Origin of the sequence: Mesorhizobium sp. B1-1-1 (assembly GCF_006442955.1) — a bacterium.
Classification (GTDB): domain Bacteria; phylum Pseudomonadota; class Alphaproteobacteria; order Rhizobiales; family Rhizobiaceae; genus Mesorhizobium.
This window is the reverse complement of record NZ_VFWW01000001.1, coordinates 530,485-555,414: the sequence shown is the minus strand read 5'-3', so window position 1 is coordinate 555,414 and position 24,930 is coordinate 530,485. Positions and strand designations below refer to the sequence as shown.

Genomic DNA, 24,930 nt, shown 5'->3' with positions numbered 1-24,930 from the left:
GGACGTAACTGCCGATCACGCTTTGCCGGGAACGGTCCTGATCACCGTGCCCCACGGATCTTCGCGGGTCGTTTCACTGGCCACGTTGTCGGACCGCATCTCGACCCAGGCAAGGCCTGACCGGGTCGGATCGCGGCGGCCGGCGCCGGCGCTCTGCCACGCATTGGCGCCGATATGATGATGGTAGTGGCCTGACGACAGGAACACAGCCTGGCCGCCATACTTCGCCACCGTGTCGAAGCCGAATTCCTGGTTCCACCAGGCTTCCGCCTCTTCCGGCCGGCCGACGCGCAGGTGGACGTGGCCGACAATGCTGTTTTCAGGCGCTCCCTGCCAGCCCGCGTCGCCCGCCGGCACTTCGGCGACGACCGAAGGAATGTTCAGCCGTTCGGTCGCCATCGCGATCTTGTCGCCGTTCCACGTCCAGTCCTGCGGACGGCGATCGGCATAGATCTCGATCCCGTTGCCCTCGGGATCGGTGAGGTACAGCGCTTCGCTGACCAGATGGTCCGAAGCGCCCTCTATGGCGATCTTGTCTGATATGGCGTGGTTGATCCAGCGGCCGAGATCGGCACGGCTGGGCAGCAGGAAAGCCGTGTGGAACAGGCCGGCGCTGCGCGGATCGTCAGGCTTGGCCGAGGCGTCCGGCTCCAGCACCAACAGCGGACGGTTGGCGGCGCCCAGGGTGATCGCGCCATCGGCGCGGCTCAATTCCTGCAAGCCGACAACAGCGCGATAGTAGGCCGCTAGGCTTTCGGCGTCGCGCGCCTTCAGCCCGACCCGGGCAACGCTCACCGGCGTGGTGGCGGCAAAGGGCAGTTCGCTCATGATTGTCTCCGTTGCGGCGACGCTTTGGCATAAACCCCGAGGTCAGGAGCCCGGCGCCGGCGATCATTGTACATCGTGTCAGCACCAAATGCGGTCCTTCACGGCTGTTTCTTTCCAGAGGACAAATCGGCGATCGTGATCGTTCACACAAGACAGCGAAAAGCGAACATGGTGTTCACCATTGCAAGCAGGAGCGCACCCATCGGCGGTTGCATGAGGCAATCACGCTCGCTATCTCAGCGCCATGAAAGTCAAAGACGCAGATATTCTCATCATCCCGGGCTACACTAACTCCGGACCCGAGCACTGGCAGACCCGCTGGCAGTCAAAGCTGTCGACCGCGCGGCGCGTCGAGCAGGCGGAATGGTCGAAGCCCGTGCGCGATGACTGGACGGCGAGCGTGGCAAAAGCGGTCAATGAAGCCGAGAAGCCCGTCGTCCTCGTCGCGCATTCCCTTGGCGTTGCCGCGGCGGTGCAAGCCGTCCCGCAGTTTCGCAAGCCGGTCGCCGGCGCATTCTTCGTGGCGCCGCCCGATGTCGCCAATCCGGAGGTACGGCCAAGGCACCTGATGACGTTCGGCCCCTACTCGCGCGAGCCGTTGCCCTTCCCGTCCATGGTGATTGCCAGCCGCAACGATCCGTTCTGCGCCTTCCACGTCGCCGAGGACATTGCCGGCGCCTGGGGATCTCTGTTCATCGATGCCGGTGAAGCCGGTCACCTCAACACCGATTCAGGCTTCGGCCCATGGCCCGAAGGTTCGATGACCTTCGCCAAATTTCTAACCGAACTGAAGGCCTGACGACCTCGACCGGATCGCGGCTCTCAGCCGCCGATCGAATCCTTGATGCCTTTCAACAGCGTCTTCGCCCCTAGCGAAATCAGCGAGTGCTCGGACCCTGTGGCCAGCAGGCGGTAGCCCATCGCCACGACGCGGCCGGCGATGGCCGGTTCGATGACGTAGATCGCCGCATGCTTGCCGGCCTTGCGGGTACGCTCGGCGATCGAACCCACCGTTTCCATCATGCTTTCGAGCGTCGAATCGACGGTCGCGCCGTTCGACCAGGCAATGGAGAAGTCCGATGGCCCCAGGAAAATGCCATCGATACCGGGTGTATCGAGGATGCCGTCCAGTGCATCGAGCGCCGCCCGCGTCTCGACCATGGCGAAGGCCATGGTGCGCTGGTTGCTGTCGCGCAGCCATTCGGCATGATCACCCTTGCCATGGCGTGGGAAGGCATAGGTCGGGCCCCAGGAGCGTTCGCCCACCGGCGGGTATTTCATCGCCGCAGCGAACAGTTTTGCATCCGCCACCGAGTTGACCATCGGCGCGATCACCGCCTCGGCGCCGAAATCGAGCGCCCGGCTGGCCATGTCGAAACGGCCGACGGGAATACGCACCAATGCCGGCTTGCCGGTGGCAAGCACGGGCGCCAGGCCGCGCAACACGCTGTCTTCATGATGGCCGCCATGCTGCATGTCGAGCGTGACCGCATCGAAGCCCTGCCTGGCAAGGATTTCGACGGTCAGCGCGTCCGGCACGCCTGACCATGCGGTGACCAGCGTTTCATCGGCCGCAAGGCGGGATTTCAGGGACATCGGCTGTTTCCTCGCTAAGGATCGCAGTTTCAGCCGGAAATGACGGGAAACGCAAAGAAAAACCGCCCGGCTGGGCCGGGCGGTCGATTGGTCCAGTCATTCTTTTGCCGCAGGTTCCGTCGCAAAATTGTGGGACATTTTTGCGGAACCTGCTTCGGCCGGATCAGGTGTTCTTGATCTGCTCGATGGCCTGCGCCATCAATTCGTCCATGGTGCGGCGGATCTGATGGTCCGACTGGCTGACGCCGGCAGCGTCGAAATCCTTGCGGATCTTGCGGAAGACGTCGTGATCGCCGGCTTCCTCGATATCGGAAACAACCACTTCCTTGGCGTAGGCATCGGCCTCGGCGCCGGATTTCCCGAGCTTTTCCGCGGCCCACAGGCCGAGAGCCTTGTTGCGGCGCGCCGACGCCTTGAACCGAAGCTCCTCGTCGAACACGAATTTGCGCTCAAAACCCTCTTCGCGATCCTTCATGTTGCTCATGGCGTCCCTCCGATGGAAATCGATTCGCTGGCATTGATGAATATGTGATGGCGAAGCACAAACCAAAAGGCTGGCGGCCGGTCAATACGCTTCGTGGCTTGCTGCGCTGCGGCATTTCGGTCCCGAAAGCAGTTGATTGAAAGGATTTGCCGATTGAGCAAACAAGGCGATTACGATAGACACCGGCATTGAACGCCACCGTCGCCACACTAATTTAGGCAGACGGACAGGAACTGGTCGCTTGCCGCCTGCCCGCAAATCCAGAGAAAAATCAAATGAAAAATCGCCGCCGCATTTATGAAGGCAAGGCCAAGATACTTTATGAAGGCCCTGAGCCCGGGACGCTGATCCAGTTCTTCAAGGATGACGCAACCGCGTTCAACAAGAAAAAACACGAAGTCGTCGATGGCAAGGGCGTGCTTAACAATCGCATTTCCGAGCACATCTTCAATCATCTCAACCGGATGGGCATTCCGACCCACTTCATCCGCCGGCTCAACATGCGCGAGCAGCTGATCAAGGAGGTCGAGATCATCCCGCTCGAAGTGGTGGTGCGCAATGTCGCCGCCGGTTCGCTGTCCAAGCGCCTTGGCATCGAGGAAGGCACGGTCCTGCCCCGCTCGATCATCGAATTCTATTACAAGGCCGATGCGCTCGACGACCCGATGGTCTCTGAAGAGCACATCACTGCCTTCGGCTGGGCGAGCCCGCAGGAAATCGACGACGTCATGGCGCTGGCCATTCGCGTCAACGACTTCCTGTCCGGCCTGTTCATGGGCGTCGGCATCCAGCTCGTCGATTTCAAGATCGAATGCGGACGCCTGTTCGAGGGCGACATGATGCGCATCGTCGTCGCCGACGAGATCTCGCCCGATTCCTGCCGGCTGTGGGACGTGGCGACGCAGGACAAGCTCGACAAGGACCGTTTCCGCCGCGACATGGGCGGCCTCGTGGAGGCCTACCAGGAAGTCGCCCGCCGTCTCGGTATCATGAACGAGAACGAGCCGCCGCGTCCAACCGGACCGGTGCTCGTCGCGTCGAGCGAGCCGCCGAAGGGCATGAAGCACTAATTGCCAGCAACGGGCTTGCCGGAAACGGCAGGTCCGGCGCAGACCGATACCGATCATTCAGGAGCATCGATGAAAGCCCGTATCACCGTAACCCTCAAGAACGGCGTGCTGGACCCGCAAGGCAAGGCGATCGAGCATGCGCTGTCGGGGCTAGGTTTTGACGGCATCGGCTCGGTGCGGCAGGGCAAGGTGTTCGACGTCGAGCTCGCCGGGACCGACAAGGCCAAGGCCGAGGCCGATCTCAAGGCCATGTGCGACAGACTGCTGGCGAATACGGTGATTGAGAACTATAGTGTGACGCTTACCTGAGGTTGTGCCGGAGGCACGGGTGCCCCAACTTGCCGAAACCAGAGGCCTTACGAACCAAAATGAAATCAGCCGTCGTCCTCCTGCCTGGCCTTAACCGCGACCGCGATATGATCGCGGCGCTGACCAAGATTTCCGGTAAGGCGCCAGCCACGGTCTGGCAGACCGACACCGAAATCCCGGATGTCGACCTGATCGCCATTCCCGGCGGCTTCTCCTTCGGCGACTACCTGCGCTGCGGCGCGATCGCGGCGCGCAGGCCGGTGATGCGGGCGGTTGCTGAAAAGGCGGCCAAAGGCGTCATGGTCATCGGCGTCTGCAACGGTTTCCAGATCCTGGTCGAGGCCGGCCTGCTGCCGGGAGCGCTCATGCGCAACTCCTCGCTCAAATTCGTCTGCCGGCAGGTGAAGCTCGAGATCGCCAACGCCAACACCATGTTCACCCGCCGCTACCAGCCGGGCCAGATCATCCGTTCGCCGGTGGCGCATCACGACGGCAACTACTTCGCCGATGCCGAGACGCTTGCACGCCTGGAAGGCGAAGGCCAGGTGGTGTTCCGCTATGCGGACGGCACCAACCCCAACGGCTCGATCAACGACATCGCCGGCATCATCAGCAGCCAGGGCAATGTGCTGGGCCTGATGCCTCATCCCGAGAACCTGATCGAAGCGGCACATGGCGGCAATGACGGCCGGGCGTTGTTCGAAGGCGCGCTCGGCATCGCCGCCTGATATCTTCCGAAATTCTTTCAGAACCTGGGGGCGGCCTGACGATGAGACTGACGATTGCTCGCTTTGCTCTCCTGGCTGCCGCCGGCCTTGCGCTGGCATCCTGCCAGTCGGGTCCGAAGAGCGCTCCGCCGCCTTCCGGCAAGAGCGCGGCGCTGCTGGCCATGGAACAGGTGGCGATCTCCGCCCACAAATGCTGGATCGCCAGCAAGGACCCGGCCTTCAAATCCTACCAGATGGCCAATGAGCTGAATTCGTTCAGCGGCACGCCGCGCTTCCTGCTGGTGCCGGCCAAGCATTATGGCGGCAAGCCGCTGCTGGTGGTGCAGGCGCAAGGCAATTCGAGCCGTGTAGACGTGTTCGGTCCGCTGATGGCCGAGCCGCTCGGCGCGCGCATCGGCTCCGACATCGCCCGCTGGCAGGCCGGCAATCCGGCCTGCGCCGCCGCCGCGTAAGATGGGCCGGCTGCTGCAGGTCGCGGGTCTGGTCGCAGGGCTGGCCGGTCTTTTCCTGCAGTTCTCGATCACCGTTCCGGCCTCGATGGAAGCCGGCCGCGGCCTGATCGGTTCGGTCGTCTTCTACTTCAGCTTCTTTACCATCCTGACCAATATCGGTGCGGTGCTCGTCCATGCGTCGCTGCTGTCGCCCGCCGGCCATGCCTGGTTTCCGGCCTTTGCCGGAGCGCGGATGCGGGCAGGCGTCACCGTCGCCATCACCGTGGTCTTCATGGTCTACGCCACCGTGCTGGCACGCCTCTGGCAGCCGCAGGGCCTGTTCCTGCTGTGCGACGTGCTGCTGCACTATGTGACGCCTGCACTGTTCGTGCTGTGGTGGCTGGCCGCCGGTGCCGACGGCAAGACGCGATGGCGAGACGTTTCCTGGTGGATGCTCTATCCGCTCGCTTATCTGGCCTATGCGCTGGCGGGGGCGTCCATAACAGGCGAAGTGCCCTACCCGTTCCTCGATGTCGCCAGGTACGGCATCGCCAGCGTCGCCATCGCCTCGCTGGCCATCACCGCCCTTTTCCTGGCGCTGTGCGTTGGCGCCGTGCTTGCGGACCGCGGCCTGTCGCGGATCAGGGCGCCAGTTGTGCAGCCACGCAAGCAGGATTGAACATTGCATCGCGCCTGTTCATTCCCAGAATGGCCTGATCCCTTCGCGATGGGCGTCGCAGCGGGAAATGCCGATGTCCTTCAACTGGTCGTCGGTCATGTCCAGCAAGGCGAGCCGGCTGCGCCTGCGCTCCAGCAGGCCGTCGATCCAGCGCCCCAGCGATTTGACCATACGCACGATGCGGCTGACAAAGCCGCCGCGGTCCACAGGTCGCGCGGCGAACAATCCTGCGGTTGTCTGGCTGATTGTCTCGATTGTATCCATCTTCGCTCTACCAAAGCTGCAAATTGCACTCTTTTATTCCACACAACGCATGTGAATTGACTCATCGTTCGACGCAATATACAAAATTGTCACCATGACAAATTGGCTTCCCGACCTCACGGCCAGCTCCGGCCCGCTTTATCAGCGCCTTGCTGACAGCATTGAGTCAGATATCGACCGCGGCGTGATCGACGCCGGGGCAAAGCTGCCACCGCAGCGGGATCTCGCCTATGACATCGGCGCAACCGTCGGCACGGTCGGCAGGGCCTATCAATTGCTGCGCGAGCGCGGGCTGGTCAGCGGCGAGGTCGGGCGCGGCACCTATGTCCTCGGCCGGCAGAACGCGAAGCCCGACTTCATAGCGCCGGACGCGCAAGGCACGCGCGACATCGATGCGCCGCGCGGCAAGCTGCGCTTCGACAGCACCGCGGCGCCCGATGTCGGCCAGGGCGCCATCGTCACCGAAGTGCTGTCGCGCACGGCTTCGGATCATGCGCATGAGATTTCGAGCTACACGCGGGATTTTCCCGAGCGCTGGTTCGAGGCCGGCGCCAGTTGGCTGTCGCGCAACTCGTTTCGACCGAGCGCCGATACGATCGTGCCGACGCTCGGTACCCATGCCGCTGTCATGGCGGCGATCGCCGCACTGACCACGCCCGGCGATTACGTCGCCTTCGAGCACCTGACCTATTCGCAGATTTCGCGCAGCGCCGGCCTGATCGGTCGTCGCACGGCGCTGGTGGCATCGGACCATCAGGGTCTCGACCCCGACGATTTCGAGCGCGTCTGCGCGCAAAAGCATCCGAAGATGATCTTTCTGATGCCTACGGTGCAGAATCCGACGCTGGCGATCCTGCCGGCAGCGCGACGTGAGGCAATCGCGCGGATCGCGCGTGAATACAATGTCGTCATTATCGAGGACGATCTTTACGGCGGCCTGACCGAAGATCCGACGCCAATGCTGGCCGACTATGCACCCGAGCGCACCATCGTCGCAGGCGGCCTGTCGAAATCGGTAGCGGCCGGCGTTCGCGGCGGCTGGCTTTCCTGCCCGCCTGCTTATCGCCATCGCATCCGTGTTGCCCATAAGATGATGACCGGCGGCATGCCTTTCCTGCTGGCCGAGGTGAATGCCCGGCTGGTGCTGTCGGGCCAGGCCGCGGACATACGCAAACGCGCCATCGCCGAAATCAACGCCCGCACCGCCATTGTGTGCGAGACTTTGGCCGGCTTCGAATTCAAGTCGCGGGACAATATACCCTTTGTCTGGCTGACCTTGCCCGACCCCTGGCTTTCCGGCACGTTCAAGAACGCCTGCCTCGAGCACGGCGTGCTGATCGACGACGAAGACGAGTTCAAGGCGGGCCGTTCCGAGCAGGTCTTCCACGGTGTGCGCTTCGGCATTTCGCAGCCGAGGCAGCGCAAGGACATCGCGGACGGCGTTGCGGCGATCCGGAGGCTCCTCGACGAAGGCCGCGCCGGCTACGACAGTTTTTCCTGATCCGCATCGCCTTGGAGCGCCGGCGGTTCAGGATGCCTCCAGGCAAGACCCGAGGCGCATCGGTTGAGTCCGTCCGGTGGGACGCGCGTTCAAGGCGCCGTGGCTTTCTCCGGATTCAGCCACTTTTCGTCGGTCCATGGGTGTATCGGCCGCAAAGCTTGCGATAAGAGGAGACTCAAAATCCCAAGCTCCCACGGATAAAAACCGCCGCCCATGACCATTTCCAATTCCGTGCCGATCACGCCCGAGCTCATTGCCGCGCACGGGCTGAAGCCAGACGAATACCAGCGCATCCTCGACCTCGTCGGGCGCGAGCCGAGCTTCACCGAACTTGGCATCTTCTCGGCGATGTGGAACGAGCATTGCTCGTATAAATCCTCGAAGAAATGGCTACGCACGCTGCCGACGACCGGTCCGCGGGTCATCCAGGGGCCCGGCGAGAATGCCGGCGTGGTCGATATCGGCGACGGCGACTGCGTCGTCTTCAAGATGGAGAGCCACAACCACCCCTCCTTTATCGAGCCCTACCAAGGGGCGGCGACAGGCGTCGGCGGCATATTGCGCGATGTCTTCACCATGGGCGCGCGGCCGATCGCGGCGATGAACGCCTTGCGCTTCGGTGCTCCCGATCATCCCAAGACCAAGCACCTGGTGGCGGGAGTGGTTTCCGGCGTCGGCGGCTACGGCAACTCCTTCGGCGTGCCGACGGTCGGCGGCGAGGTCAATTTCGACGCCCGCTACAACGGCAATATCCTGGTCAACGCTTTTGCCGCGGGTCTTGCCAAGACGGACGCGATTTTCCTGTCGGAGGCCAAGGGCGTCGGCCTGCCGGTCGTCTATCTCGGCGCCAAGACCGGTCGCGACGGCGTCGGCGGCGCCACCATGGCCTCAGCCGAATTCGACGACAAGATCGACGAGAAGCGCCCGACCGTGCAGGTCGGCGATCCCTTCACCGAAAAGTGCCTGCTTGAAGCATGTCTCGAACTGATGGCGTCCGGTGCGGTCATCGCTATCCAGGACATGGGTGCTGCCGGCCTTACCTGCTCGGCGGTCGAGATGGGCGCCAAGGGGGATCTCGGCATCGAGCTCGAGCTCGACAAGGTTCCGGTGCGCGAGGAGCGCATGAGCGCCTACGAGATGATGCTGTCGGAAAGCCAGGAGCGCATGCTGATGGTGCTGCGCCCCGAAAAGGAAAAGGAGGCCGAGGCGATCTTCCACAAATGGGGGCTCGACTTCGCCATTGTCGGCAAGACGACCGACGATCTGCGCTTTCGCGTCCTGCATCAGGGTGATCAGGTTGCGGACCTGCCGATCAAGGATCTCGGCGACAAGGCACCGGAATATGACCGTCCGTGGATCGAGCCGAAGAAGCCGGCGCCGCTTGCGGCCAATGACATTCCGCAGGCCGATGTCGCCGACGCACTGCTGAAGCTGCTCGGCGGCCCTGACCTGTCGTCGCGCCGCTGGGTGTGGGAACAGTACGACACGCTGATCCAGGGCAATTCGCTGCAGCTTCCCGGTGGCGATGCCGGCGTGGTGCGGGTCGAAGGCCATCCGACCAAAGCGCTGGCTTTCTCGTCGGACGTGACGCCGCGCTATTGCGAGGCCGATCCCTATGAGGGCGGCAAGCAGGCGGTGGCCGAATGCTGGCGCAACCTGACCGCCACCGGCGCGCTGCCGCTGGCCGCCACCGACAATCTCAATTTCGGCAATCCGGAACGGCCGGAGATCATGGGTCAGTTGGTCGGCGCGGTGAAGGGCATTGGCGATGCCTGCCGCGCGCTCGGCTTCCCGATCGTTTCGGGCAATGTCTCGCTCTACAACGAAACCAATGGCCAGGGCATCCTGCCGACGCCGACCATCGGCGGCGTTGGGCTGATCGCCGACTGGTCGAAGATGGTGCGGGCCGGCTTCGCTGCGCAAGGCCAGATGATCCTGCTGGTCGGCGCGCCGGCCTCATGGGGCACGCATCTCGGCCAATCGGTCTACTTGCGCGACATCCACGGCCGCAGCGACGGCCCGCCGCCGCCGGTCGACCTCGACCATGAAAAGCGTGTCGGCGACCATGTGCGCGCCCTCATCGCGTCCGGCATCGTCACCGCGGCTCACGACGTTTCCGACGGCGGCATTGCGGTCGCGCTGGCCGAGATGGCGATGGCATCAGGCATCGGCGCGACCGTCCCCGGACTGGCCGGCACCGATCCTATTCCGGTTTGGTTCGGCGAGGACCAGGGCCGCTATCTCCTGACGCTGTCAATCGATCCAGACAGTAAGGACTGGGACGCGATCCGCAAACAGCAAAGCGAACTCGCCATTTTCGCGCCCTGGATCGGCTCGACCGGCGGCGACACGCTGAAACTCGGCGAGGCACGGGCGATCCCGCTCGGCGAATTGACCGCCGCGCACGAAGGCTGGTTCCCGCGCTTCATGGATCAGGCCATTTGAGCAGAGCGTGATCCCGAAAAGTGGGAACCGATTTTTTTCGATCATGCTCAACCACAGGAAACTGGCCGTCCGGGCACTGCTTACAGTCGTCTTCTGGCCATCGCTGTTCTTCTTCTGGTTTCTCGGCCCGTTCGTCTTTTTCCTGCTGTCGACGACATCGAGCGAGGTCTGCGCCCGGTTGGAAACACGCGCGGAGTTCCTCGCCGCGGCCAACGACACGCTTCCGATGCTTGGCCTGCAAAACCTTTTCTATGCAGTTCCGCTTGTCTGCCTGGTGCTTTGGAGCCGGCTTCTGCCGGACCGGGCACGGACAAGGCACATCTTCACCTGCATAAAACTTTTCGCCGTCGCGGCCGCATTGGGGGCACTGTGGGAGTATGGCTCCTCGCTGGCCTGCGATGGCTACGGCCAGCCGTTCTTCTCGCCCGTCTGGCGGATGACCGCCTACCTGCCGATTGCCAACCTGGCGATCAACCTTCCCCTCTATGTGCTGACCTTCAGCCTTGGGCGGACCTTCTCGACGCCCGAGGACGACCCCGCAGACGACGCCGGCGGTCAGAGCGAGGACGCGTCGTGAGCCACAATCGCGCTGGGGCTGGACGGAACGGCTTCAATCCCGGCCGGAAAGGCTTTAGGTTCACTCCGACTCTCATCGCACGGGCAGCCATGCCGCAGCCCGCCCGAAAACAGGAACTTGCCATGGCAATGGATGCCCGCGACATCGAAAAACTGATCAAGGAGGGCATCCCGGATGCCAGGGTGACCATCCGTGACCTTGCCGGCGACGGCGATCACTATGCGGCCGAAGTCGTGGCCGAGAGCTTTCGCGGAAAAAGCCGCGTGCAGCAGCACCAGATGGTCTATGACGCGCTGAAGGGCAATATGGGCGGCGTGCTGCACGCGCTGGCGCTGCAGACGAGCGTGCCGGACTAGGGGCTTCCAACGCCAAAGTCGCTTGGCCCAAAACGCCGCATCTTTTGCGCCATTCAGGCCACGACGCGGCTAAAGTCTTGTTTCGGGCAACCTATGGGTTTATCTGAAGGAAAAGCTTCGAGCCTGACTCCCATAGGCGGGAAAGGATATTCCATGAGCGGCATCAACGACTACATTGACAACGAGGTGAAGGGCAACGACGTCGTGCTTTTCATGAAGGGCACGCCCGGTTTCCCGCAATGCGGATTTTCCGGCCAGGTTGTCCAGATCCTCGACTATATCGGCGCCGACTACAAAGGCGTGAACGTGCTGGATTCGGCCGAGCTGCGCCAGGGCATCAAGGAATACTCCAACTGGCCGACGATCCCTCAGCTCTACGTCAAGGGCGAATTCGTCGGTGGCTGCGACATCGTGCGCGAAATGTTCCAGGCGGGCGAGTTGCAGACATTCCTTGTCGAGAAGGGCGTGAGCGTCAAAGGCGCCGCCTGATTTCGGTTGGGCATGTCGCCGTCGACATGCCCTGAGCACCGGGGCAGCCCCGCCTCGGCAATTTTGCGTCCGGGACCCGGACCAGGACGAGCCAATGCGCCGGGCCACCGGCGCGTTTTCGTTTGAGAGATCGGACTTGCCGTGGACCAGCAGACGTCAGCACCGCAATCGGCAAGCAAATTGCCCATTCCGCGCTGGGAGTTCATCGCGCTGTGCGCAGCGCTGATGGCGCTCAATTCGTTGGCCATCGACATCATGCTGCCGGCGCTGCAGCAGATCGGCGCCTCGCTTGGCGTCGAGAACGAAAACCACCGGCAATATGTCATCACCGCCTATATTCTGGGTTTTGGCGGCGGACAGCTGTTTTTCGGACCGCTCTCGGACCGATTCGGGCGCCGTGCGCCGCTTGTCGCCGGCCTGATCATTTATGTGGCGGCGGCCGCCGCGGCCGCCATATCGCCAAGCTTTGAAACGCTTCTACTTTGCCGGGCCGTGCAAGGCATCGGTGCGGCCGCGACCCGCGTCATCGCCGTCTCGATCGTGCGCGACACGTTCGATGGCCGGCGCATGGCCGAGGTGATGTCGCTGATCTTCATGGTGTTCATGGCGATCCCGGTGATTGCTCCCGGCATCGGCCAGTTCATCATGCTGTTCGCGACCTGGCATTTGATCTTCGTCACCATGGCCGTCGGCGCGCTTGTCGTCTCGGCCTGGTCGCTGCTGCGCCTGCCCGAGACGCTACATCCGGAATATCGCCGGCCATTGACCGTCAATGCCATTGTCGGCGGGTTCCGCATCGTGCTGACCAACCGCGTCGCGATCTGCTACGCCTTCGCCAGTACGTTCATCTTCGGCGCCATGTTCGGCTTCATCGCCTCGGCGCAGCAGATTTATGTCGACATATTCAATGTCGGCGAATTGTTTCCGGTCATCTTCGCCGGCGTTGCCGGCGTGCTCGCCTTCTCCAACTATCTGAACTCGCGTCTTGTCGGCCGCATCGGCATGCGCCGCCTGTCGCAGAGCGCGCTGCTGTTGTTTCTGGTCATCAGCCTGGCCTGGCTGGTCGTTTCGCTGGAAATGAAGATGCCGCTCTGGCTGTTCGTCACCTTCTTTGCCTGCGCCATGCTCCCTTTCGGTGCGCTCGGCGCGAATTTCAATGCCTTGGCTATGGAGCCGCTCGGCCAACTGGCCGGCACGGCCTCGTCCATCCTGGGCTTCATGCAGACGTTTCTCGGCGGCATTCTCGGCACGCTGATCGGCCAGGCTTTCAACGGCACGGTGACGCCGTTGGCCGCCGGCTTCTGCAGCGTCTCGGTCGCAGCCCTGCTGATGATCTTCATCGCCGAACGCGGCAAGATGTTCCAGCCGCAGAATCAACCCGTCTCGGGGCACATTGCCGATCTGCATTGAATTGTCGCCTTTGCGGCGCTCGGCTGGTAATCGAATTGGCAGCCGGCTATTGCGTCCAGAGTTCGCTGCGCAACTCGCGCCAGCTTTCCCGGTCGGGTGCGACAAGCAGGCCGCCGCCAACATGCGACGGTAGGTAGGCACTGGCGTCGAAACGCGCGGCGTGGCCGCCGGCCTCGGTATGGATCAGGACACCGGGCAGATGGTCCCACGGCATCAGCTTGTTGTAGACGACGAAATGGGCATGGCCGCTGGCCAGCAGGCGATATTCATGCGCGGCGCAGCGATAGGCGAATTGCGACAGGATTTTCGTCTGGTTGCGCGCCAGCCGCGACCGCTCTGGTTCGGCCATGTACTGCCAGGAGACGGAGCCGGTCATTCCCGAGATCGGCACGGGCGCCGCGACACGCACTTTTTCCAGGTTGCCATGCGCGTGCCTGATATGGCTGCCGGCGCCCCTGGCGCCGATCAGCCAGTCCTTGCCGACCGGATCGTGGATGATGCCTGCGACGGTCTCACCCCGGACCACGACACCCAGCATGACGCCGAACAACGGCACGCCGGAAGCGAAATTGAAAGTGCCGTCCACCGGGTCGATGGTGAAAGCCAGATCGGCATCGCCAAGACCGTCGAGCAGCGCCGGATTGTCGGAACAGGCTTCCTCGCCGACGATCATGGCCGTTGGGTAGCGCTCACGCAGCTTGGCGGTGATCAGCCGCTCGGCACTGACGTCGGCTTCCGTCACCAAGTCGGCGGCCGACGTCTTCTGGCGGACGTCGCCGCCGCCCAACCGGCGAAAGCGCGGCATGATTTCGGCTTCGGCTGCTTCGGCCAGGGTGCTGGCCAGCCAGTCGATCGCGGTATCGTCAAATGTCATCGGAAATGTCTTGCCTGCTGGAGAGCGTTTCATCGAGGGCGGCGAAATCGAATAGTTTCCTGTCGAGCAGATGCGACGGCCTGGTGTTGGACAACGCACGCAGCATCGTGTCCTTGCGCCCGGGCATGCGCTTTTCGATATCGTCGAGCATGGCCTTCATCGCGTTGCGCTGGAGACCTTCCTGGCTGCCGCAGAGATCGCAAGGGATGATCGGGAACCGCATCGCCGCGGCGAACTTTTCCAGATCGGTTTCGGCGCAGTAGGCAAGCGGCCGCAGCACCATGACGTCGCCCTCGTCGTTGAGCAGCTTGGGCGGCATGGCGGCGAGACGGCCGCCGTGGAACAGGTTCATGAAGAAGGTTTCGAGAATGTCCTCGCGATGATGGCCGAGCACCAGCGCCGAGCACCCCTCCTCTCGGGCTACGCGATAGAGATGACCACGCCGCAGGCGTGAACAGAGCGAGCAATAGGTGCTGCCCTGCGGCAGCTTGTCGGTGACGACGGAGTAGGTGTCCTGGTATTCGATGCGGTGTGCAATGCCGTGGGCATTGAGGTAATCGGGCAGGATGTGCTTGGGAAAGTTCGGCTGGCCCTGGTCGAGATTGCAGGCCAGCAGCTCCACCGGCAGCAGGCCGCGCCATTTGAGGTCCAGCAGCATGGCAAGCAGGCCGTAGGAATCCTTGCCGCCCGACAGGGCCACCAGCCAGCGCTCGCCTGGCCTGACCATCGAAAAATCCTCGATCGCCTGGCGGGTCAGCCGCAGCAGCCGCTTGCGCAATTTGTTGAACTCGACCGAAGACGGCACATCGGCGAACAGCGGGTGAAAACCGCCTTCGATGTCGGCGGCCTGCTCAAGCGATTGAGCGTCTGGCAGCATGTTCATGGCGTCGGTTCCAAATCCTGGAGCAACGAACGTTCGGAGCTTCGTTGCCGCCCGGATTAGCGGACATGGCCGACAAAGAAAAGGCCGCCTCGATGGGCGGCCCCTTCCGGTCTGGCAAAAAGCCTTCGCTTAACGCGAATAGAATTCGACGACGAGGTTCGGTTCCATCTGGACGGCGAACGGAACGTCCGCCAGGCCCGGGATGCGCGAGAAGGTCGCGGTCATCTTGTTGTGATCGGCTTCGATGTAGTCCGGCACGTCGCGCTCGGCGAGGCCGACCGATTCCAGGACGATCACCAGCTGCTTCGACTTTTCACGCACTTCGACGACGTCGCCCGGCTTGCAGCGGTACGAGCCGATGTTGACGCGCTTGCCGTTGACGTTGACATGGCCGTGGTTGACGAACTGGCGGGCGGCGAAAATGGTCGGAACGAACTTGGCGCGATAGACGACCGCGTCCAGACGCGACTCGAGCAGGCCGATCAGGTTCTCCGAGGTGTCGCCCTTGCGGCGATCGGCCTCTTCATAGACCTTGCGGAACTGCTTTTCCGAAACGTCGCCATAGTGGCCTTTCAGCTTCTGCTTGGCGCGCAGCTGCAGGCCGAAATCGGAAAGCTTGCCCTTGCGGCGCTGGCCGTGCTGGCCGGGGCCGTATTCACGCTTGTTGACCGGGGACTTCGGGCGGCCCCAGATGTTTTCGCCGAGACGGCGGTCGATCTTGTACTTCGCGGATTCGCGCTTGCTCATCGCATTCCCTTTCAAAACAACATAACCCGGAGCCTCATGGTCCGGGTGAAGGAAACGCGCCCTCCTCTGGCCTCCGTTTTCGAGACCTGACAGGGTTTTTCCACGCAACGCGGCGAAAAACCCACGGGACACGTCAGTTCAAACAAGACCTTGGAAAACAGACTGGTTTCCGTCGAGGTCTTGCGCATGCAAAACAAACCACCGGGCGTTGCGGCCCGGTGTTGGGAGCGCTGTTAAACAGAGATTTAACCGCTGTCAAGGTTCCAACTGGCGCCTGTCGTAAGCAGATGAGTTGTCCGGATTAGGTAGCACGTGAGTTGTCCGGTTTTATCGCCAGCGGATGGAGGCTGGGGATGAAGCGGACGGCATGGCTACAGGACCGGAGAATGCAAAAGTTTCGGGACGTATTGAGCCGCTGGAATGGCGGCGATCTTTCGATGATGGAGGCAGGGGAGTTGCTTGGCATGTCGGAGCGGCAATTCCGACGCTACCGCGACCGGTACGAAGAGGCTGGGGACGCTGGGTTGCTGGATCGGCGCTTGGGCAAGCTTTCGACGCGTCGGGTGCCGGCGGAAGCGATTGAGGAGATGCTGGAGCTTTACCGTCATCGCTACCTCGGCTGGAATGTGAAGCATTTCCACGAGCACCTGCTGCGCGATCACCATTTCAGCTGGGGCTACACCTTCATCAAGACGCAGCTCCACGCGGCGGGCCTTGTGGAACGGGCCAAGCGGCGCGGTGCTCACCGGCGCAAGCGGGAGAGGAAGCCTTGCGAGGGGATGATGCTGCATCAGGATGGCAGCCGTCATCGATGGCTGGCGGGTGAGCCGATGCTGGACCTGATCGTGACGATGGACGATGCGACGAGCACGATCTATTCGGCCTTCCTGATCGAGGAGGAAGGCACGGCGTCGAGCTTTCAGGGTCTTCTGGAGACATTCGTCGCCAAGGGATTGCCATCGAGCCTCTACAGCGATCGCGGCAGCCACTATTTCGTGACGCTGAAGGCCGGCGAGGCGGTCGACAAAAGCCGGCTGACCCAGGTCGGCCGGGCGCTCGAGCGGCTGGGTATCGAACATATTCCAGCCTATTCCCCTGAAGCGCGAGGCCGCTCGGAGCGGATGTTCTCCACCTTGCAGGATCGGCTGCCGAGGGAGCTGGCGCTGGCCGGAATTGCCGACATCGAGGCCGCCAACCGGTTCATCGCACAGACCTACCTACCAGCTCACAATGCCCGCTTCGCCAGGCCGGCCGCGGTCGAGGACAGCGCCTTTGTCGCCGCAGACCCGCAACAACTGGCCCAGATCCTGTGCATCGAGGAGGAGCGCGTCGTTGCCCGCGACAACACGGTCGCCTTCGCGCGGCTGCGATTGCAGCTGCCGCAGAGCCCGATCCGGCATCACTTCGTCAAAGCCACCGTCAAGGTCAGGCACTACCCGGATGGAACCCTCGCGATCTTTCACGGGCCGCGCCGCATCGCTCGCTACAGCTCTGACGGCGCCGCAATCGAAGACACTTGCCCCATCAGGCAAGCCGCGTGAACCGCTTCGACGCCAAAACAGAAGCGGACAGATCATGTGCTACCAAACCGGACAACTTGATTAGCTACCGACAGGTTCCAACTGGCGCCGCCCCGCGACCATCTACGATTTTCAGTGTTGTTGTTCAATGCGGTGTCGCATCCGGCGGGAGGTTGTCGCGCCCGCGGTATTAGAACAATTCCCGGAAAGCGCTAGCGGTTTCTACCCGGGATTGTGTAAAAAACCGGAGCGGGGCGGCGATTCCCCGAAGCTGAACCGCTCCAGGAAGGGACTTGAGCAGAGGAGCCTGAATTCGGATGAAGAAGTTCTTTCTAAGCCTGACTGGTGCGACGGTGTTGGCCGGATCGATGGCCGTCATCACGCCTGAGCCGGCGATGGCAAGGCATTGGCAAGGCCACCGGCCTCATCAGGTATGCCGGATTGTGGTCAGGAAGCGCGTCGTCTGGAGCCATGGTCACCGCCATGTCATTCGCCAAAAAGTGCGACGTTGCCACTGGCGCTAACAGCTGCCACTGGCGCTAACAGCCGCCACTGGCGCTGATTACGTCGGCCATTGACCCGACAATAACATCAAGGCCTGCGACCCCGTCGCCGGCCTATTTCTTGCCATTGGACGAACCCTTCAAGAAGGTCGTTGCCAAATAGCGCTTCCCTCAGTGCTTCTTTTTCTCCGGCAGATCCTTGCGCTTGGTTTCGGCGAATTCCTCGAGCTGCTTTTCGCTCATGGATTCGTACATCCCTTTGGAAGCGCCTTTGAGCTCGCTCTTCTTGGTCTCGCCGCGCTTGGCCGACAATGCGGCGCCGGCGGCCTTCTGCTGGGCTTTCGAGGTGGCAGGCATGGTTTTTCTCCCTTCATTGCCTGGGAGAAAACGAAACGGCCTCGCCAATGTTCCGGAAATCAGGCGACCGCCAGTCCAAAGCCCTGCATCAAACGGCTGGTGGCAAAATCCGCCTTGCCGGACGTGAAGACCGCGATGTCCGGCTCACCATGCGGCAACGGCCCATTGACCGGCGACAGCAGCGACATCGCCCGCCGGGCGATCGCTTCGGCAGGATCGATCCAGTCGACCGGCCAGGGTGCGGTCTTGCGCATGCGGTTGACCAGAAAAGGATAGTGCGTACAGGCGAGCACGGCGATGTCGGTGCGCATGCCATCGCGCTCGATGAAACACGGGGAGATCTCGGCGCGCACGGCTTCCTCGTCGACGAACCCTTCGCGCATATAGGCTTCGGCCAGCCCCGCCAGGCGGTCGCTACCGACCAGCCGGACATGGCACTTCTGCGCCCATTTGCTGATCAGGTCGCGCGTGTATTGCCGTTTCACCGTGCCCGGCGTCGCCAGCACGGAGACGAGGCCGGAGCGGGTACGCTCCGCCGCCGGCTTGATCGCAGGCACGGTGCCGACAAAGGGATGGCCGGGAAATCTCTCGCGCAACGCATCGATCACCAGCGTCGAGGCGGTGTTGCAGGCGATGACCGAGATGGCCGGGGCGAACCGGTCGAGCAATTTGCCGAACAGGTCGAGAATATGGACCCGCAGCGCCGGTTCCTCCCAGGCGCCAAAGGGGAAGGCGGCATCGTCGGCGATGTAGACGAAGCGGCGGTCGGGCATCAGCACGCGCGCCTCGCGCAGCACAGTCAGCCCGCCAATGCCGGAATCGAACATCAGGATCGGCTGATCAGTCATTGTCGGTTCCCTTGCCGCCGAGCGGCGGCGCGGCGTTGTCGTCGTCATCGGCCACCTGACGATCCGCATTGGTCTTGCGGCCGGGACCGCCGGCGCGCGCCGCTGCCGGAAGCCGCCTTGGATCATCTCCCGGAGAGCCGTCGCCGCGCGGCATCGCCGGCGAGAACCTGTCCAGCGACGAGATGATGCCGCGCAGCACCTTGAGCTCCGGCTCGGCAAATCCCGCCCGGGTCAATACGGCGCGCAGATTGTCAACCATCTTCGGCTTCTTCGGCGCCGGCCGGAAATAGCCGCGCGCTTCGAGTGCGCCTTCGAGATAGGCGAACAGGCCGTGCAGTTCTTCCTTGCTGGCCGGCTTCATGTCCGGACCCGTAAAGTTGGTCTTGGTCTCGTCCTCGAGGCCGGATTTCATCCACTCGTAGGACATGAGAAGCGCGGCCTGGGCGATGTTGAGCGAGGAAAAATCGGGATCGACCGGAAAAGTGACGATCTCGTCGGCGAGGCCAACCTCGTCATTATAGAGGCCGAAACGCTCGCGGCCGAACAGGATGCCGGTTCGCTGACCCATGCCATGGCGAGCCCGGAGCACCCTGCCCGCCTCGACCGGCCCGCGCACGGGCTTGAAGCCGTCGCGTTGCCTTGCGGTGGTCGCGAAAACGAAATTCAGGTCGGCCATCGCCGTGGCGAGATCGTCGAAAACCTTGACGGCGTCGATGACATGGTCGGCGCGGCTGGCCGCCGCCCGCGCCTTCTCGTTCGGCCAGCCGTCGCGCGGGTTGACGAGGCGAAGTTCGACCAGGCCGAAATTGGCCATGGCGCGCGCAACCATGCCGATATTCTCGCCGAGCTGCGGCTCCACGAGGATGATGGCGGGGCTGGCGACTGAAGCGGTATCGGAATCTTTGGTGACGGGCATGATTGTCAATGAACTGCTGTTTGCGGCATTTCAGCGTCCCCTGCCATATTCGGCCGCGAAAATGAACCATTCGCAAATGGCGGGGCGATCGCTTCGCTTTCGTGACCGATCGTCGTTTGCGCGGCCAAAAACGCTTTGATATAGGGGCGCATCCCCGGCCGAACGCCACGCGGGCAAGGCCGTCCCATTTCCCAGCAACGAGGCATTCTTTCCATGGCGAAGATCAAGGTGGCGAACCCGGTCGTCGAACTCGACGGCGACGAGATGACCCGCATCATCTGGCAGTTCATCAAGGACAAGCTGATCCACCCTTATCTCGACCTCAAGCTTGAATATTACGACCTCGGCATCGAGCATCGCGACGCCACCAACGACCAGGTGACCGTCGATTCGGCCAACGCCATCAAAAAATACGGCGTCGGCGTGAAATGCGCGACCATCACGCCCGACGAGCAGCGCGTCGAGGAATTCAAGCTGAAGAAGATGTGGAAATCGCCGAACGGCACCATTCGCAACATCCTCGGCGGCACCATCTTCCGCGAGCCGATCATCATGAAGAACGTGCCGCGGCTGGTGCCCGGCTGGACCAAGCCGATCATCGTCGGCCGCCACGCCTATGGCGACCAGTACCGCGCCACCGATTTCCGTTTTCCCGGCAAGGGCAAGCTGACGATCAAGTTCGTCGGCGAGGATGGCCAGGTGATCGAGCACGACGTGTTCGACGCGCCCGGCGCCGGCGTCGCCATGGCCATGTACAATCTCGACGAGTCGATCCGCGAATTCGCCCGCGCTTCGCTGAACTACGGCCTGCTGCGCAACTACCCGGTCTATCTCTCGACCAAGAACACCATCCTCAAGGCCTATGACGGCCGCTTCAAGGATATTTTCCAGGAGGTCTACGAGGCTGAGTTCGAGGCCGAGTTCAAGTCCAAGAAGCTGTGGTACGAGCACCGCCTGATTGACGACATGGTGGCCTCCAGCCTGAAATGGTCGGGCGGCTATGTCTGGGCCTGCAAGAACTATGACGGCGACGTACAGTCCGACACGGTGGCGCAGGGGTTCGGCTCGCTTGGCCTGATGACGTCGGTGCTGATGACGCCGGACGGCAAGACGGTGGAAGCGGAAGCCGCGCACGGCACCGTGACGCGCCACTATCGCCAGCACCAGAAGGGCGAGGAAACCTCGACCAATTCGATCGCCTCGATCTTCGCCTGGACCCGAGGGCTGGCCCACCGCGCCAAGCTCGACGACAATGCCGAATTGAAGCGTTTTGCCGAAACGCTGGAAAAGGTCTGCATCCAGACGGTCGAATCCGGCTTCATGACCAAGGACCTGTCGCTGCTGATCGGCCCCGACCAGCCTTGGCTGTCGACCACCGGATTTCTCGACAAGATCGACGAGAATTTGCAGAAGGCGATGGCGTAGGCACCCGCGGGTTCAACACGCCGAAGGCTCCGGAAGGAGCCTTCGCTTTTTTGGGCCAACGAAATCGAAAGCAAAGGACTGGCAACATGGCCAAACCGGTCCTCTACGGCGCGGACTACAGCGTTTACGTGCGCATAGCGCGCATGGCGCTGGAGGAGAAGGGCGTCGACTATGAGCTTGTGCCGGTCGATGTCTTTGCCGCCGAGGGCATCCCCGGCTGGTATTTCGAGCACCACCCGTTCGGCCGCATCCCGGCCTTCGAGCATGACGGTTTTCGCCTGTTCGAGGCCAGCGCGATCACGCGCTATGTCGATGAAGCTTTCGACGGACCGCCCTTGCAGCCGAACGATCCGCGCGGCCGCGCGCGGATGAACCAGATCATCGGCATGCTCGACGCTTATGGCTATCGGGCCATGGTCTGGGACGTCGCCGTGGAGCGGCTGGAGAAGGCGTCGCCTGACGAAGCGCTGATTGTCAGCGGATTACGACAAGCAGGAGCGGTCCTTCAGGTGCTCTCATCATTGAGATCCCCGGGGCCGTGGTTGCTCGGCAATCAACTGACGCTCGCCGACCTGCATGCGGCACCGATCATCGGCTATTTCGTCAGGGTGGCGGAAGGGCGCAAACTGCTGGCTCGCTTTGCCGACATACAGGACTGGTGGGATTGTATTGCTAAACAGACAAGCTTTGCCAGGACTGAAAAGGCCAGCTGATCTGCGACAGCGCAGCACAGCGACATTCGATTCAGGTCAATGATTTCGCGGACAACCGATCATTGATGTCAGCGTCGCCCCTCATGAGCGGGCGGCGCGAACCTCGAAGGGAAGCAACCGGCCTGGAGCGTTGCCTGCCAATTCTGCAATGAATCACGCCGCCTCCAGCGCCGCCCTCACCGCAGCAATCGCGTCGTCGGCCTTCGAGGCATCGGGGCCACCGGCCTGCGCCATGTCGGGCCGGCCGCCGCCGCCCTGCCCGCCGAGTACTGCGGAGGCGACGCGCACCAGGTCGACGGCGCTGAAGCGGCCGACGAGATCATCGGTGACAGCGACCACGACGCTCGCCTTGTTGTCCTCGCCCGCACCGACAAACACGACCACGCCGGAGCCGAGCGAGCTTTTGCCGGCATCGGCGAGCGGCTTCAGATCCTTCGGCGAGACACCGGAAACCGACTTGCCGAGGAAGCCGACGCCCGCGACGGTCTCGTTGGCGGCCGGCGCGTCAGCGGGCGACCCGCCGCCCAGCGCCAGCTTCTTGCGCGCTTCGGTGAGCTCCTTCTCGAGCTTCTTGCGCTCTTCGAGCAGGGCTTCAACACGCGCCGGCACGTCGGCCGGCGAGATTTTCAGTGTTGCGGCGGCCGCCTTCAGCCGCCGGTCCTGTTCATCGAGATGCTTGCGCGCGGCCTCGCCCGTCAGCGCCTCGATACGGCGCACGCCTGAGGCGACGGCGCTGTCGGACACGACGCGCACCAGGCCGATGTCACCGGTTGCCCTGACATGCGTGCCGCCGCAAAGCTCGACCGAATAAGGACGGTTGGCCTTGGCGCCATGCAGGCCCGTGCCCATCGACACGACGCGCACCTCGTCGCCGTATTTCTCGCCGAACAGCGCCATGGCGCCTTCGGCGATGGCATCGTCGACCGACATCAGGCGCGTGGTCACCGGGCTGTTCTGCACCACGATCTCGTTGGCCATGCGCTCGACCTCCTCGAGTTCCGAGGGCGAAATGGGCTTGTTGTGCGAGATGTCGAAGCGCAGGCGCTCGGGCGCGACCAGCGAGCCCTTCTGCGCGACATGGGTGCCCAGCACCTCGCGCAGCGCCTCATGGATCAGATGCGTCGCGGAATGGTTCGCGCGGAGCCTGGAGCGCCTCGCATGGTCAACCTTCAGCTCGACGGCGGCACCCGTCCTGGCAGTGCCGCTGACCACCTTGCCGAGATGCACGAACAGCCCGTCGGCCTTCTTCTGCGTATCGGAAATCTCGATCGAGAAGCCTTCGCCTGAAATGGTTCCGGTGTCGCCCATCTGGCCGCCGGATTCGGCATAGAACGGCGTCTGGTTGACGACCACGGCTACCGCTTCGCCCTTGCCGGCGCTGTCGACGGTCTTGCCGTCGCGGACAACCGCCTGGATGATGCCTTCCGCCTGCTCGGTCTCGTAGCCGAGGAATTCGGTGGCACCGACTTTTTCGCGCACCGGGAACCAGACCGCTTCGGTCGCCGCCTCGCCGGAGCCCGCCCAGTGCTTACGCGCCTCTGCCTTCTGCTGCTCCATCGCACTGGTGAAGCCGGCAAGATCGACCGAGATGTTGCGCTGGCGCAGCGCATCCTGCGTCAGGTCGAGCGGGAAGCCATAGGTGTCGTAAAGCTTGAAGGCCGTCTCGCCGTCCAGCATGTCGCCGGCGCCGAGCTTTTCCGTCGCCTCCGACAGCAAACCGAGGCCACGCACCAGTGTCTTGCGGAACCTGGTCTCCTCAAGCTTCAGCGTCTCGGTGATCAGCTGTTCGCCGCGCACCAGTTCCGGATAGGCCTGACCCATCTCGCGAACCAGCGCCGGCACCAGCTGCCACACCAGCGGCTCGTTCGCACCGAGCAATTGCGCATGCCGCATGGCGCGGCGCATGATGCGGCGCAGCACATAGCCGCGGCCTTCGTTCGATGGCAGCACGCCGTCTGCGACCAGGAACGAGGACGAGCGCAGGTGATCGGCTATGACGCGATAGGATGCGACGGTCTCGGCGTCGGGACCGCGGCCGAGCGCGGACGACGCCGCATCGATCAGATGGCGGAACAGGTCGGTCTCAAACACGCTTTCCACGCCTTGCAGGATGGAGGCCATGCGCTCCAGCCCCATGCCGGTGTCGATCGACGGGCGCGGCAGGTCAATGCGCTCGTCCTTCGTCACTTGCTCGTACTGCATGAACACCAGGTTCCAGAATTCCAGGAACCGGTCGCCATCCTCCTCCGGGGTGCCGGGCGGACCGCCCCAGATGTGCTCGCCGCGATCGATGAAAATTTCCGAGCATGGCCCGCACGGCCCGGTGTCGCCCATCGCCCAGAAATTGTCGGAGGTTGGGATGCGGATGATGCGATCATCGGAAAAGCCGGCGATCTTCTTCCAGAAGCCGGCCGCCTCGTCGTCGGTGTGGTAGACGGTGACGAGCAGCTTGTCCTTCTTAAGCCCGAACTCCCTGGTAATGAGGTTCCAGGCCAACTCGATGGCGCGCTCCTTGAAATAGTCGCCGAAGGAGAAATTGCCGAGCATCTCGAAGAAGGTCAGGTGGCGCGCGGTGTAGCCGACATTGTCGAGGTCGTTGTGCTTGCCGCCGGCGCGAACGCTTTTCTGGGCGGTCGTGGCACGCGAATAGGGCCGCTTCTCCAGGCCGGTGAAGACGTTCTTGAACTGCACCATGCCGGCATTGGTGAACATCAGCGTCGGATCGTTGCGCGGTACAAGCGGGCTCGACGCCACGACCTCGTGACCCTCCTTGCGGAAATAGTCGAGAAATGTCGACCGGATCTCGTTCACGCCACTCATGAATGCTGCCTTTTCGAGAGAGCCGCCGGCCGGACCGGCGGAAAATGGGCTCTGCTTTAGAAGATGGAGCTGGCCTTTTAGCCGCCGCTTGGCACCCTGTCCAGAAACACGCAAGCCGGCCAATTCGCGGTTCACCAGCCACCCAAAACGCAAACCG

27 protein-coding genes are annotated in these 24,930 nt (G+C 62.9%); 16 read left to right on the top strand and 11 right to left on the bottom strand.

Features of this window, described 5'->3' with window-relative positions:
* Positions 1-15: 15 nt before the first annotated feature.
* On the bottom strand, positions 16-828 hold the full coding sequence (locus tag FJ986_RS02765; RefSeq protein ID WP_140493814.1) for a VOC family protein: 813 nt from the start codon (positions 826-828) through the stop codon (positions 16-18).
* A 244-nt stretch (positions 829-1,072) separates the two neighbouring features.
* Here FJ986_RS02765 and FJ986_RS02760 point away from each other — a divergent pair, with 244 nt between their 5' ends.
* Positions 1,073-1,627 (top strand): alpha/beta hydrolase, encoded by a 555-nt coding sequence (locus FJ986_RS02760; RefSeq protein ID WP_140517696.1) that lies wholly within the window; start codon positions 1,073-1,075, stop codon positions 1,625-1,627.
* A gap of 23 nt (positions 1,628-1,650) precedes the next feature.
* On the opposite strand, the gene FJ986_RS02755 is transcribed toward FJ986_RS02760, so the two are convergent.
* Together FJ986_RS02755 and FJ986_RS02750 are read right to left on the bottom strand one after the other, a co-directional pair.
* Positions 1,651-2,424: an HpcH/HpaI aldolase/citrate lyase family protein gene (locus tag FJ986_RS02755; protein ID WP_140558543.1), complete on the bottom strand. Its 774-nt coding sequence runs from the start codon at positions 2,422-2,424 to the stop codon at positions 1,651-1,653.
* A 163-nt stretch (positions 2,425-2,587) separates the two neighbouring features.
* The gene (locus FJ986_RS02750; RefSeq protein WP_140493820.1) at positions 2,588-2,908 is read right to left on the bottom strand and encodes a DUF1476 domain-containing protein; all 321 of its coding nucleotides are present in this window, start codon (positions 2,906-2,908) and stop codon (positions 2,588-2,590) included.
* Between the two features lie 275 nt (positions 2,909-3,183).
* On the opposite strand from FJ986_RS02750, the gene purC reads away from it, so the two are divergent.
* The 5 genes from purC (at position 3,184) to FJ986_RS02725 (ending at position 6,125) form a co-directional block, all read left to right on the top strand.
* On the top strand, positions 3,184-3,978 hold the full coding sequence (gene purC / locus FJ986_RS02745; protein ID WP_127282327.1) for a phosphoribosylaminoimidazolesuccinocarboxamide synthase: 795 nt from the start codon (positions 3,184-3,186) through the stop codon (positions 3,976-3,978).
* A gap of 69 nt (positions 3,979-4,047) precedes the next feature.
* A complete protein-coding gene (purS, locus tag FJ986_RS02740; RefSeq protein ID WP_140517697.1) occupies positions 4,048-4,287 on the top strand; it encodes a phosphoribosylformylglycinamidine synthase subunit PurS in 240 nt (79 codons plus the stop codon).
* Positions 4,288-4,346: 59 nt separating this feature from the next.
* Complete coding sequence (gene purQ, locus FJ986_RS02735; RefSeq protein WP_140656050.1) at positions 4,347-5,015, top strand: phosphoribosylformylglycinamidine synthase subunit PurQ; 669 nt, start codon at positions 4,347-4,349, stop codon at positions 5,013-5,015.
* A 41-nt stretch (positions 5,016-5,056) separates the two neighbouring features.
* Positions 5,057-5,467 (top strand): hypothetical protein, encoded by a 411-nt coding sequence (locus tag FJ986_RS02730; protein WP_140517698.1) that lies wholly within the window; start codon positions 5,057-5,059, stop codon positions 5,465-5,467.
* Position 5,468: 1 nt separating this feature from the next.
* Positions 5,469-6,125, top strand: coding sequence for a Pr6Pr family membrane protein (locus FJ986_RS02725; protein WP_140673338.1), 657 nt, complete (start codon positions 5,469-5,471; stop codon positions 6,123-6,125).
* A gap of 18 nt (positions 6,126-6,143) precedes the next feature.
* Here the strand turns inward: FJ986_RS02725 and FJ986_RS02720 are convergent, their stop codons facing one another.
* Positions 6,144-6,389: a DUF1127 domain-containing protein gene (locus FJ986_RS02720; protein ID WP_140493830.1), complete on the bottom strand. Its 246-nt coding sequence runs from the start codon at positions 6,387-6,389 to the stop codon at positions 6,144-6,146.
* A 94-nt stretch (positions 6,390-6,483) separates the two neighbouring features.
* On the opposite strand from FJ986_RS02720, the gene FJ986_RS02715 reads away from it, so the two are divergent.
* From FJ986_RS02715 to FJ986_RS02690, 6 genes are all read left to right on the top strand, one after another.
* Positions 6,484-7,890 (top strand): PLP-dependent aminotransferase family protein, encoded by a 1,407-nt coding sequence (locus tag FJ986_RS02715; RefSeq protein WP_140558544.1) that lies wholly within the window; start codon positions 6,484-6,486, stop codon positions 7,888-7,890.
* A gap of 213 nt (positions 7,891-8,103) precedes the next feature.
* On the top strand, positions 8,104-10,335 hold the full coding sequence (purL, locus tag FJ986_RS02710; RefSeq protein ID WP_140583352.1) for a phosphoribosylformylglycinamidine synthase subunit PurL: 2,232 nt from the start codon (positions 8,104-8,106) through the stop codon (positions 10,333-10,335).
* Between the two features lie 43 nt (positions 10,336-10,378).
* Positions 10,379-10,912, top strand: a complete 534-nt coding sequence (locus FJ986_RS02705; RefSeq protein WP_140583355.1) for a hypothetical protein — start codon at positions 10,379-10,381, stop codon at positions 10,910-10,912.
* Between the two features lie 122 nt (positions 10,913-11,034).
* Positions 11,035-11,268, top strand: a complete 234-nt coding sequence (locus FJ986_RS02700) for a BolA family transcriptional regulator (RefSeq protein ID WP_140493839.1) — start codon at positions 11,035-11,037, stop codon at positions 11,266-11,268.
* Positions 11,269-11,421: 153 nt separating this feature from the next.
* The gene (grxD, locus tag FJ986_RS02695; protein ID WP_013532137.1) at positions 11,422-11,757 is read left to right on the top strand and encodes a Grx4 family monothiol glutaredoxin; all 336 of its coding nucleotides are present in this window, start codon (positions 11,422-11,424) and stop codon (positions 11,755-11,757) included.
* A gap of 141 nt (positions 11,758-11,898) precedes the next feature.
* A complete protein-coding gene (locus FJ986_RS02690; RefSeq protein ID WP_140493841.1) occupies positions 11,899-13,167 on the top strand; it encodes a multidrug effflux MFS transporter in 1,269 nt (422 codons plus the stop codon).
* Between the two features lie 46 nt (positions 13,168-13,213).
* Here FJ986_RS02690 and FJ986_RS02685 read toward each other — a convergent pair whose 3' ends face one another.
* The 3 genes from FJ986_RS02685 to rpsD form a co-directional block, all read right to left on the bottom strand.
* Positions 13,214-14,041, bottom strand: a complete 828-nt coding sequence (locus FJ986_RS02685) for an inositol monophosphatase family protein (protein ID WP_140625563.1) — start codon at positions 14,039-14,041, stop codon at positions 13,214-13,216.
* Positions 14,031-14,924, bottom strand: a complete 894-nt coding sequence (ttcA, locus tag FJ986_RS02680) for a tRNA 2-thiocytidine(32) synthetase TtcA (RefSeq protein ID WP_140625564.1) — start codon at positions 14,922-14,924, stop codon at positions 14,031-14,033. Before ttcA ends, FJ986_RS02685 begins: the two co-directional genes overlap by 11 nt.
* A 129-nt stretch (positions 14,925-15,053) precedes the next feature.
* A complete protein-coding gene (gene rpsD, locus FJ986_RS02675) occupies positions 15,054-15,671 on the bottom strand; it encodes a 30S ribosomal protein S4 (RefSeq protein WP_140493847.1) in 618 nt (205 codons plus the stop codon).
* 386 nt (positions 15,672-16,057) lie between these two features.
* Here rpsD and FJ986_RS02670 point away from each other — a divergent pair, with 386 nt between their 5' ends.
* Positions 16,058-17,212 carry an ISNCY family transposase gene (locus tag FJ986_RS02670; protein WP_140673336.1) on the top strand — a complete coding sequence of 385 codons (1,155 nt, stop codon included), beginning with the start codon at positions 16,058-16,060 and terminating at the stop codon, positions 17,210-17,212.
* A gap of 296 nt (positions 17,213-17,508) precedes the next feature.
* Complete coding sequence (locus tag FJ986_RS02665) at positions 17,509-17,715, top strand: hypothetical protein (RefSeq protein WP_140522046.1); 207 nt, start codon at positions 17,509-17,511, stop codon at positions 17,713-17,715.
* A 150-nt stretch (positions 17,716-17,865) separates the two neighbouring features.
* Here the strand turns inward: FJ986_RS02665 and FJ986_RS02660 are convergent, their stop codons facing one another.
* From FJ986_RS02660 to FJ986_RS02650, 3 genes are read right to left on the bottom strand one after another with little or no spacing between them, the layout of a single operon-like run.
* Positions 17,866-18,051 (bottom strand): DUF3008 family protein, encoded by a 186-nt coding sequence (locus tag FJ986_RS02660; RefSeq protein ID WP_140493851.1) that lies wholly within the window; start codon positions 18,049-18,051, stop codon positions 17,866-17,868.
* A gap of 59 nt (positions 18,052-18,110) precedes the next feature.
* Positions 18,111-18,899, bottom strand: coding sequence for a glutamate racemase (gene murI / locus FJ986_RS02655; protein WP_140493853.1), 789 nt, complete (start codon positions 18,897-18,899; stop codon positions 18,111-18,113).
* Complete coding sequence (locus FJ986_RS02650; RefSeq protein WP_140493855.1) at positions 18,892-19,815, bottom strand: RNA methyltransferase; 924 nt, start codon at positions 19,813-19,815, stop codon at positions 18,892-18,894. Before FJ986_RS02650 ends, murI begins: the two co-directional genes overlap by 8 nt.
* A 213-nt stretch (positions 19,816-20,028) precedes the next feature.
* Between FJ986_RS02650 and FJ986_RS02645 the strand changes: the two genes are divergently transcribed.
* Positions 20,029-21,240: an NADP-dependent isocitrate dehydrogenase gene (locus tag FJ986_RS02645; protein WP_140493857.1), complete on the top strand. Its 1,212-nt coding sequence runs from the start codon at positions 20,029-20,031 to the stop codon at positions 21,238-21,240.
* An 86-nt stretch (positions 21,241-21,326) separates the two neighbouring features.
* Positions 21,327-21,953, top strand: coding sequence for a glutathione S-transferase N-terminal domain-containing protein (locus tag FJ986_RS02640; RefSeq protein WP_140564703.1), 627 nt, complete (start codon positions 21,327-21,329; stop codon positions 21,951-21,953).
* Positions 21,954-22,106: 153 nt separating this feature from the next.
* Here FJ986_RS02640 and alaS read toward each other — a convergent pair whose 3' ends face one another.
* Complete coding sequence (alaS, locus tag FJ986_RS02635) at positions 22,107-24,773, bottom strand: alanine--tRNA ligase (protein WP_140673334.1); 2,667 nt, start codon at positions 24,771-24,773, stop codon at positions 22,107-22,109.
* Positions 24,774-24,930 lie beyond the last annotated feature (157 nt).

What these genes read in the sequence shown, in the direction of transcription:
- purL (WP_140583352.1), top strand. Translation starts at nt 8,104, where the DNA reads ATGACCATTTCCAATTCCGTGCCGATCACGCCCGAGCTCATTGCCGCG.
- FJ986_RS02720 (WP_140493830.1), bottom strand. Translation starts at nt 6,389, where the DNA reads ATGGATACAATCGAGACAATCAGCCAGACAACCGCAGGATTGTTCGCC.
- murI (WP_140493853.1), bottom strand. Translation starts at nt 18,899, where the DNA reads ATGACTGATCAGCCGATCCTGATGTTCGATTCCGGCATTGGCGGGCTG.
- FJ986_RS02640 (WP_140564703.1), top strand. Translation starts at nt 21,327, where the DNA reads ATGGCCAAACCGGTCCTCTACGGCGCGGACTACAGCGTTTACGTGCGC.
- FJ986_RS02670 (WP_140673336.1), top strand. Translation starts at nt 16,058, where the DNA reads ATGCAAAAGTTTCGGGACGTATTGAGCCGCTGGAATGGCGGCGATCTT.
- FJ986_RS02700 (WP_140493839.1), top strand. Translation starts at nt 11,035, where the DNA reads ATGGCAATGGATGCCCGCGACATCGAAAAACTGATCAAGGAGGGCATC.
- purC (WP_127282327.1), top strand. Translation starts at nt 3,184, where the DNA reads ATGAAAAATCGCCGCCGCATTTATGAAGGCAAGGCCAAGATACTTTAT.
- FJ986_RS02650 (WP_140493855.1), bottom strand. Translation starts at nt 19,815, where the DNA reads ATGCCCGTCACCAAAGATTCCGATACCGCTTCAGTCGCCAGCCCCGCC.
- ttcA (WP_140625564.1), bottom strand. Translation starts at nt 14,924, where the DNA reads ATGAACATGCTGCCAGACGCTCAATCGCTTGAGCAGGCCGCCGACATC.
- FJ986_RS02725 (WP_140673338.1), top strand. Translation starts at nt 5,469, where the DNA reads ATGGGCCGGCTGCTGCAGGTCGCGGGTCTGGTCGCAGGGCTGGCCGGT.
- alaS (WP_140673334.1), bottom strand. Translation starts at nt 24,773, where the DNA reads ATGAGTGGCGTGAACGAGATCCGGTCGACATTTCTCGACTATTTCCGC.
- purQ (WP_140656050.1), top strand. Translation starts at nt 4,347, where the DNA reads ATGAAATCAGCCGTCGTCCTCCTGCCTGGCCTTAACCGCGACCGCGAT.
- FJ986_RS02730 (WP_140517698.1), top strand. Translation starts at nt 5,057, where the DNA reads ATGAGACTGACGATTGCTCGCTTTGCTCTCCTGGCTGCCGCCGGCCTT.
- purS (WP_140517697.1), top strand. Translation starts at nt 4,048, where the DNA reads ATGAAAGCCCGTATCACCGTAACCCTCAAGAACGGCGTGCTGGACCCG.
- FJ986_RS02765 (WP_140493814.1), bottom strand. Translation starts at nt 828, where the DNA reads ATGAGCGAACTGCCCTTTGCCGCCACCACGCCGGTGAGCGTTGCCCGG.
- rpsD (WP_140493847.1), bottom strand. Translation starts at nt 15,671, where the DNA reads ATGAGCAAGCGCGAATCCGCGAAGTACAAGATCGACCGCCGTCTCGGC.
- FJ986_RS02705 (WP_140583355.1), top strand. Translation starts at nt 10,379, where the DNA reads ATGCTCAACCACAGGAAACTGGCCGTCCGGGCACTGCTTACAGTCGTC.
- FJ986_RS02660 (WP_140493851.1), bottom strand. Translation starts at nt 18,051, where the DNA reads ATGCCTGCCACCTCGAAAGCCCAGCAGAAGGCCGCCGGCGCCGCATTG.
- FJ986_RS02645 (WP_140493857.1), top strand. Translation starts at nt 20,029, where the DNA reads ATGGCGAAGATCAAGGTGGCGAACCCGGTCGTCGAACTCGACGGCGAC.
- FJ986_RS02750 (WP_140493820.1), bottom strand. Translation starts at nt 2,908, where the DNA reads ATGAGCAACATGAAGGATCGCGAAGAGGGTTTTGAGCGCAAATTCGTG.
- FJ986_RS02760 (WP_140517696.1), top strand. Translation starts at nt 1,073, where the DNA reads ATGAAAGTCAAAGACGCAGATATTCTCATCATCCCGGGCTACACTAAC.
- FJ986_RS02685 (WP_140625563.1), bottom strand. Translation starts at nt 14,041, where the DNA reads ATGACATTTGACGATACCGCGATCGACTGGCTGGCCAGCACCCTGGCC.
- FJ986_RS02715 (WP_140558544.1), top strand. Translation starts at nt 6,484, where the DNA reads ATGACAAATTGGCTTCCCGACCTCACGGCCAGCTCCGGCCCGCTTTAT.
- FJ986_RS02665 (WP_140522046.1), top strand. Translation starts at nt 17,509, where the DNA reads ATGAAGAAGTTCTTTCTAAGCCTGACTGGTGCGACGGTGTTGGCCGGA.
- grxD (WP_013532137.1), top strand. Translation starts at nt 11,422, where the DNA reads ATGAGCGGCATCAACGACTACATTGACAACGAGGTGAAGGGCAACGAC.
- FJ986_RS02755 (WP_140558543.1), bottom strand. Translation starts at nt 2,424, where the DNA reads ATGTCCCTGAAATCCCGCCTTGCGGCCGATGAAACGCTGGTCACCGCA.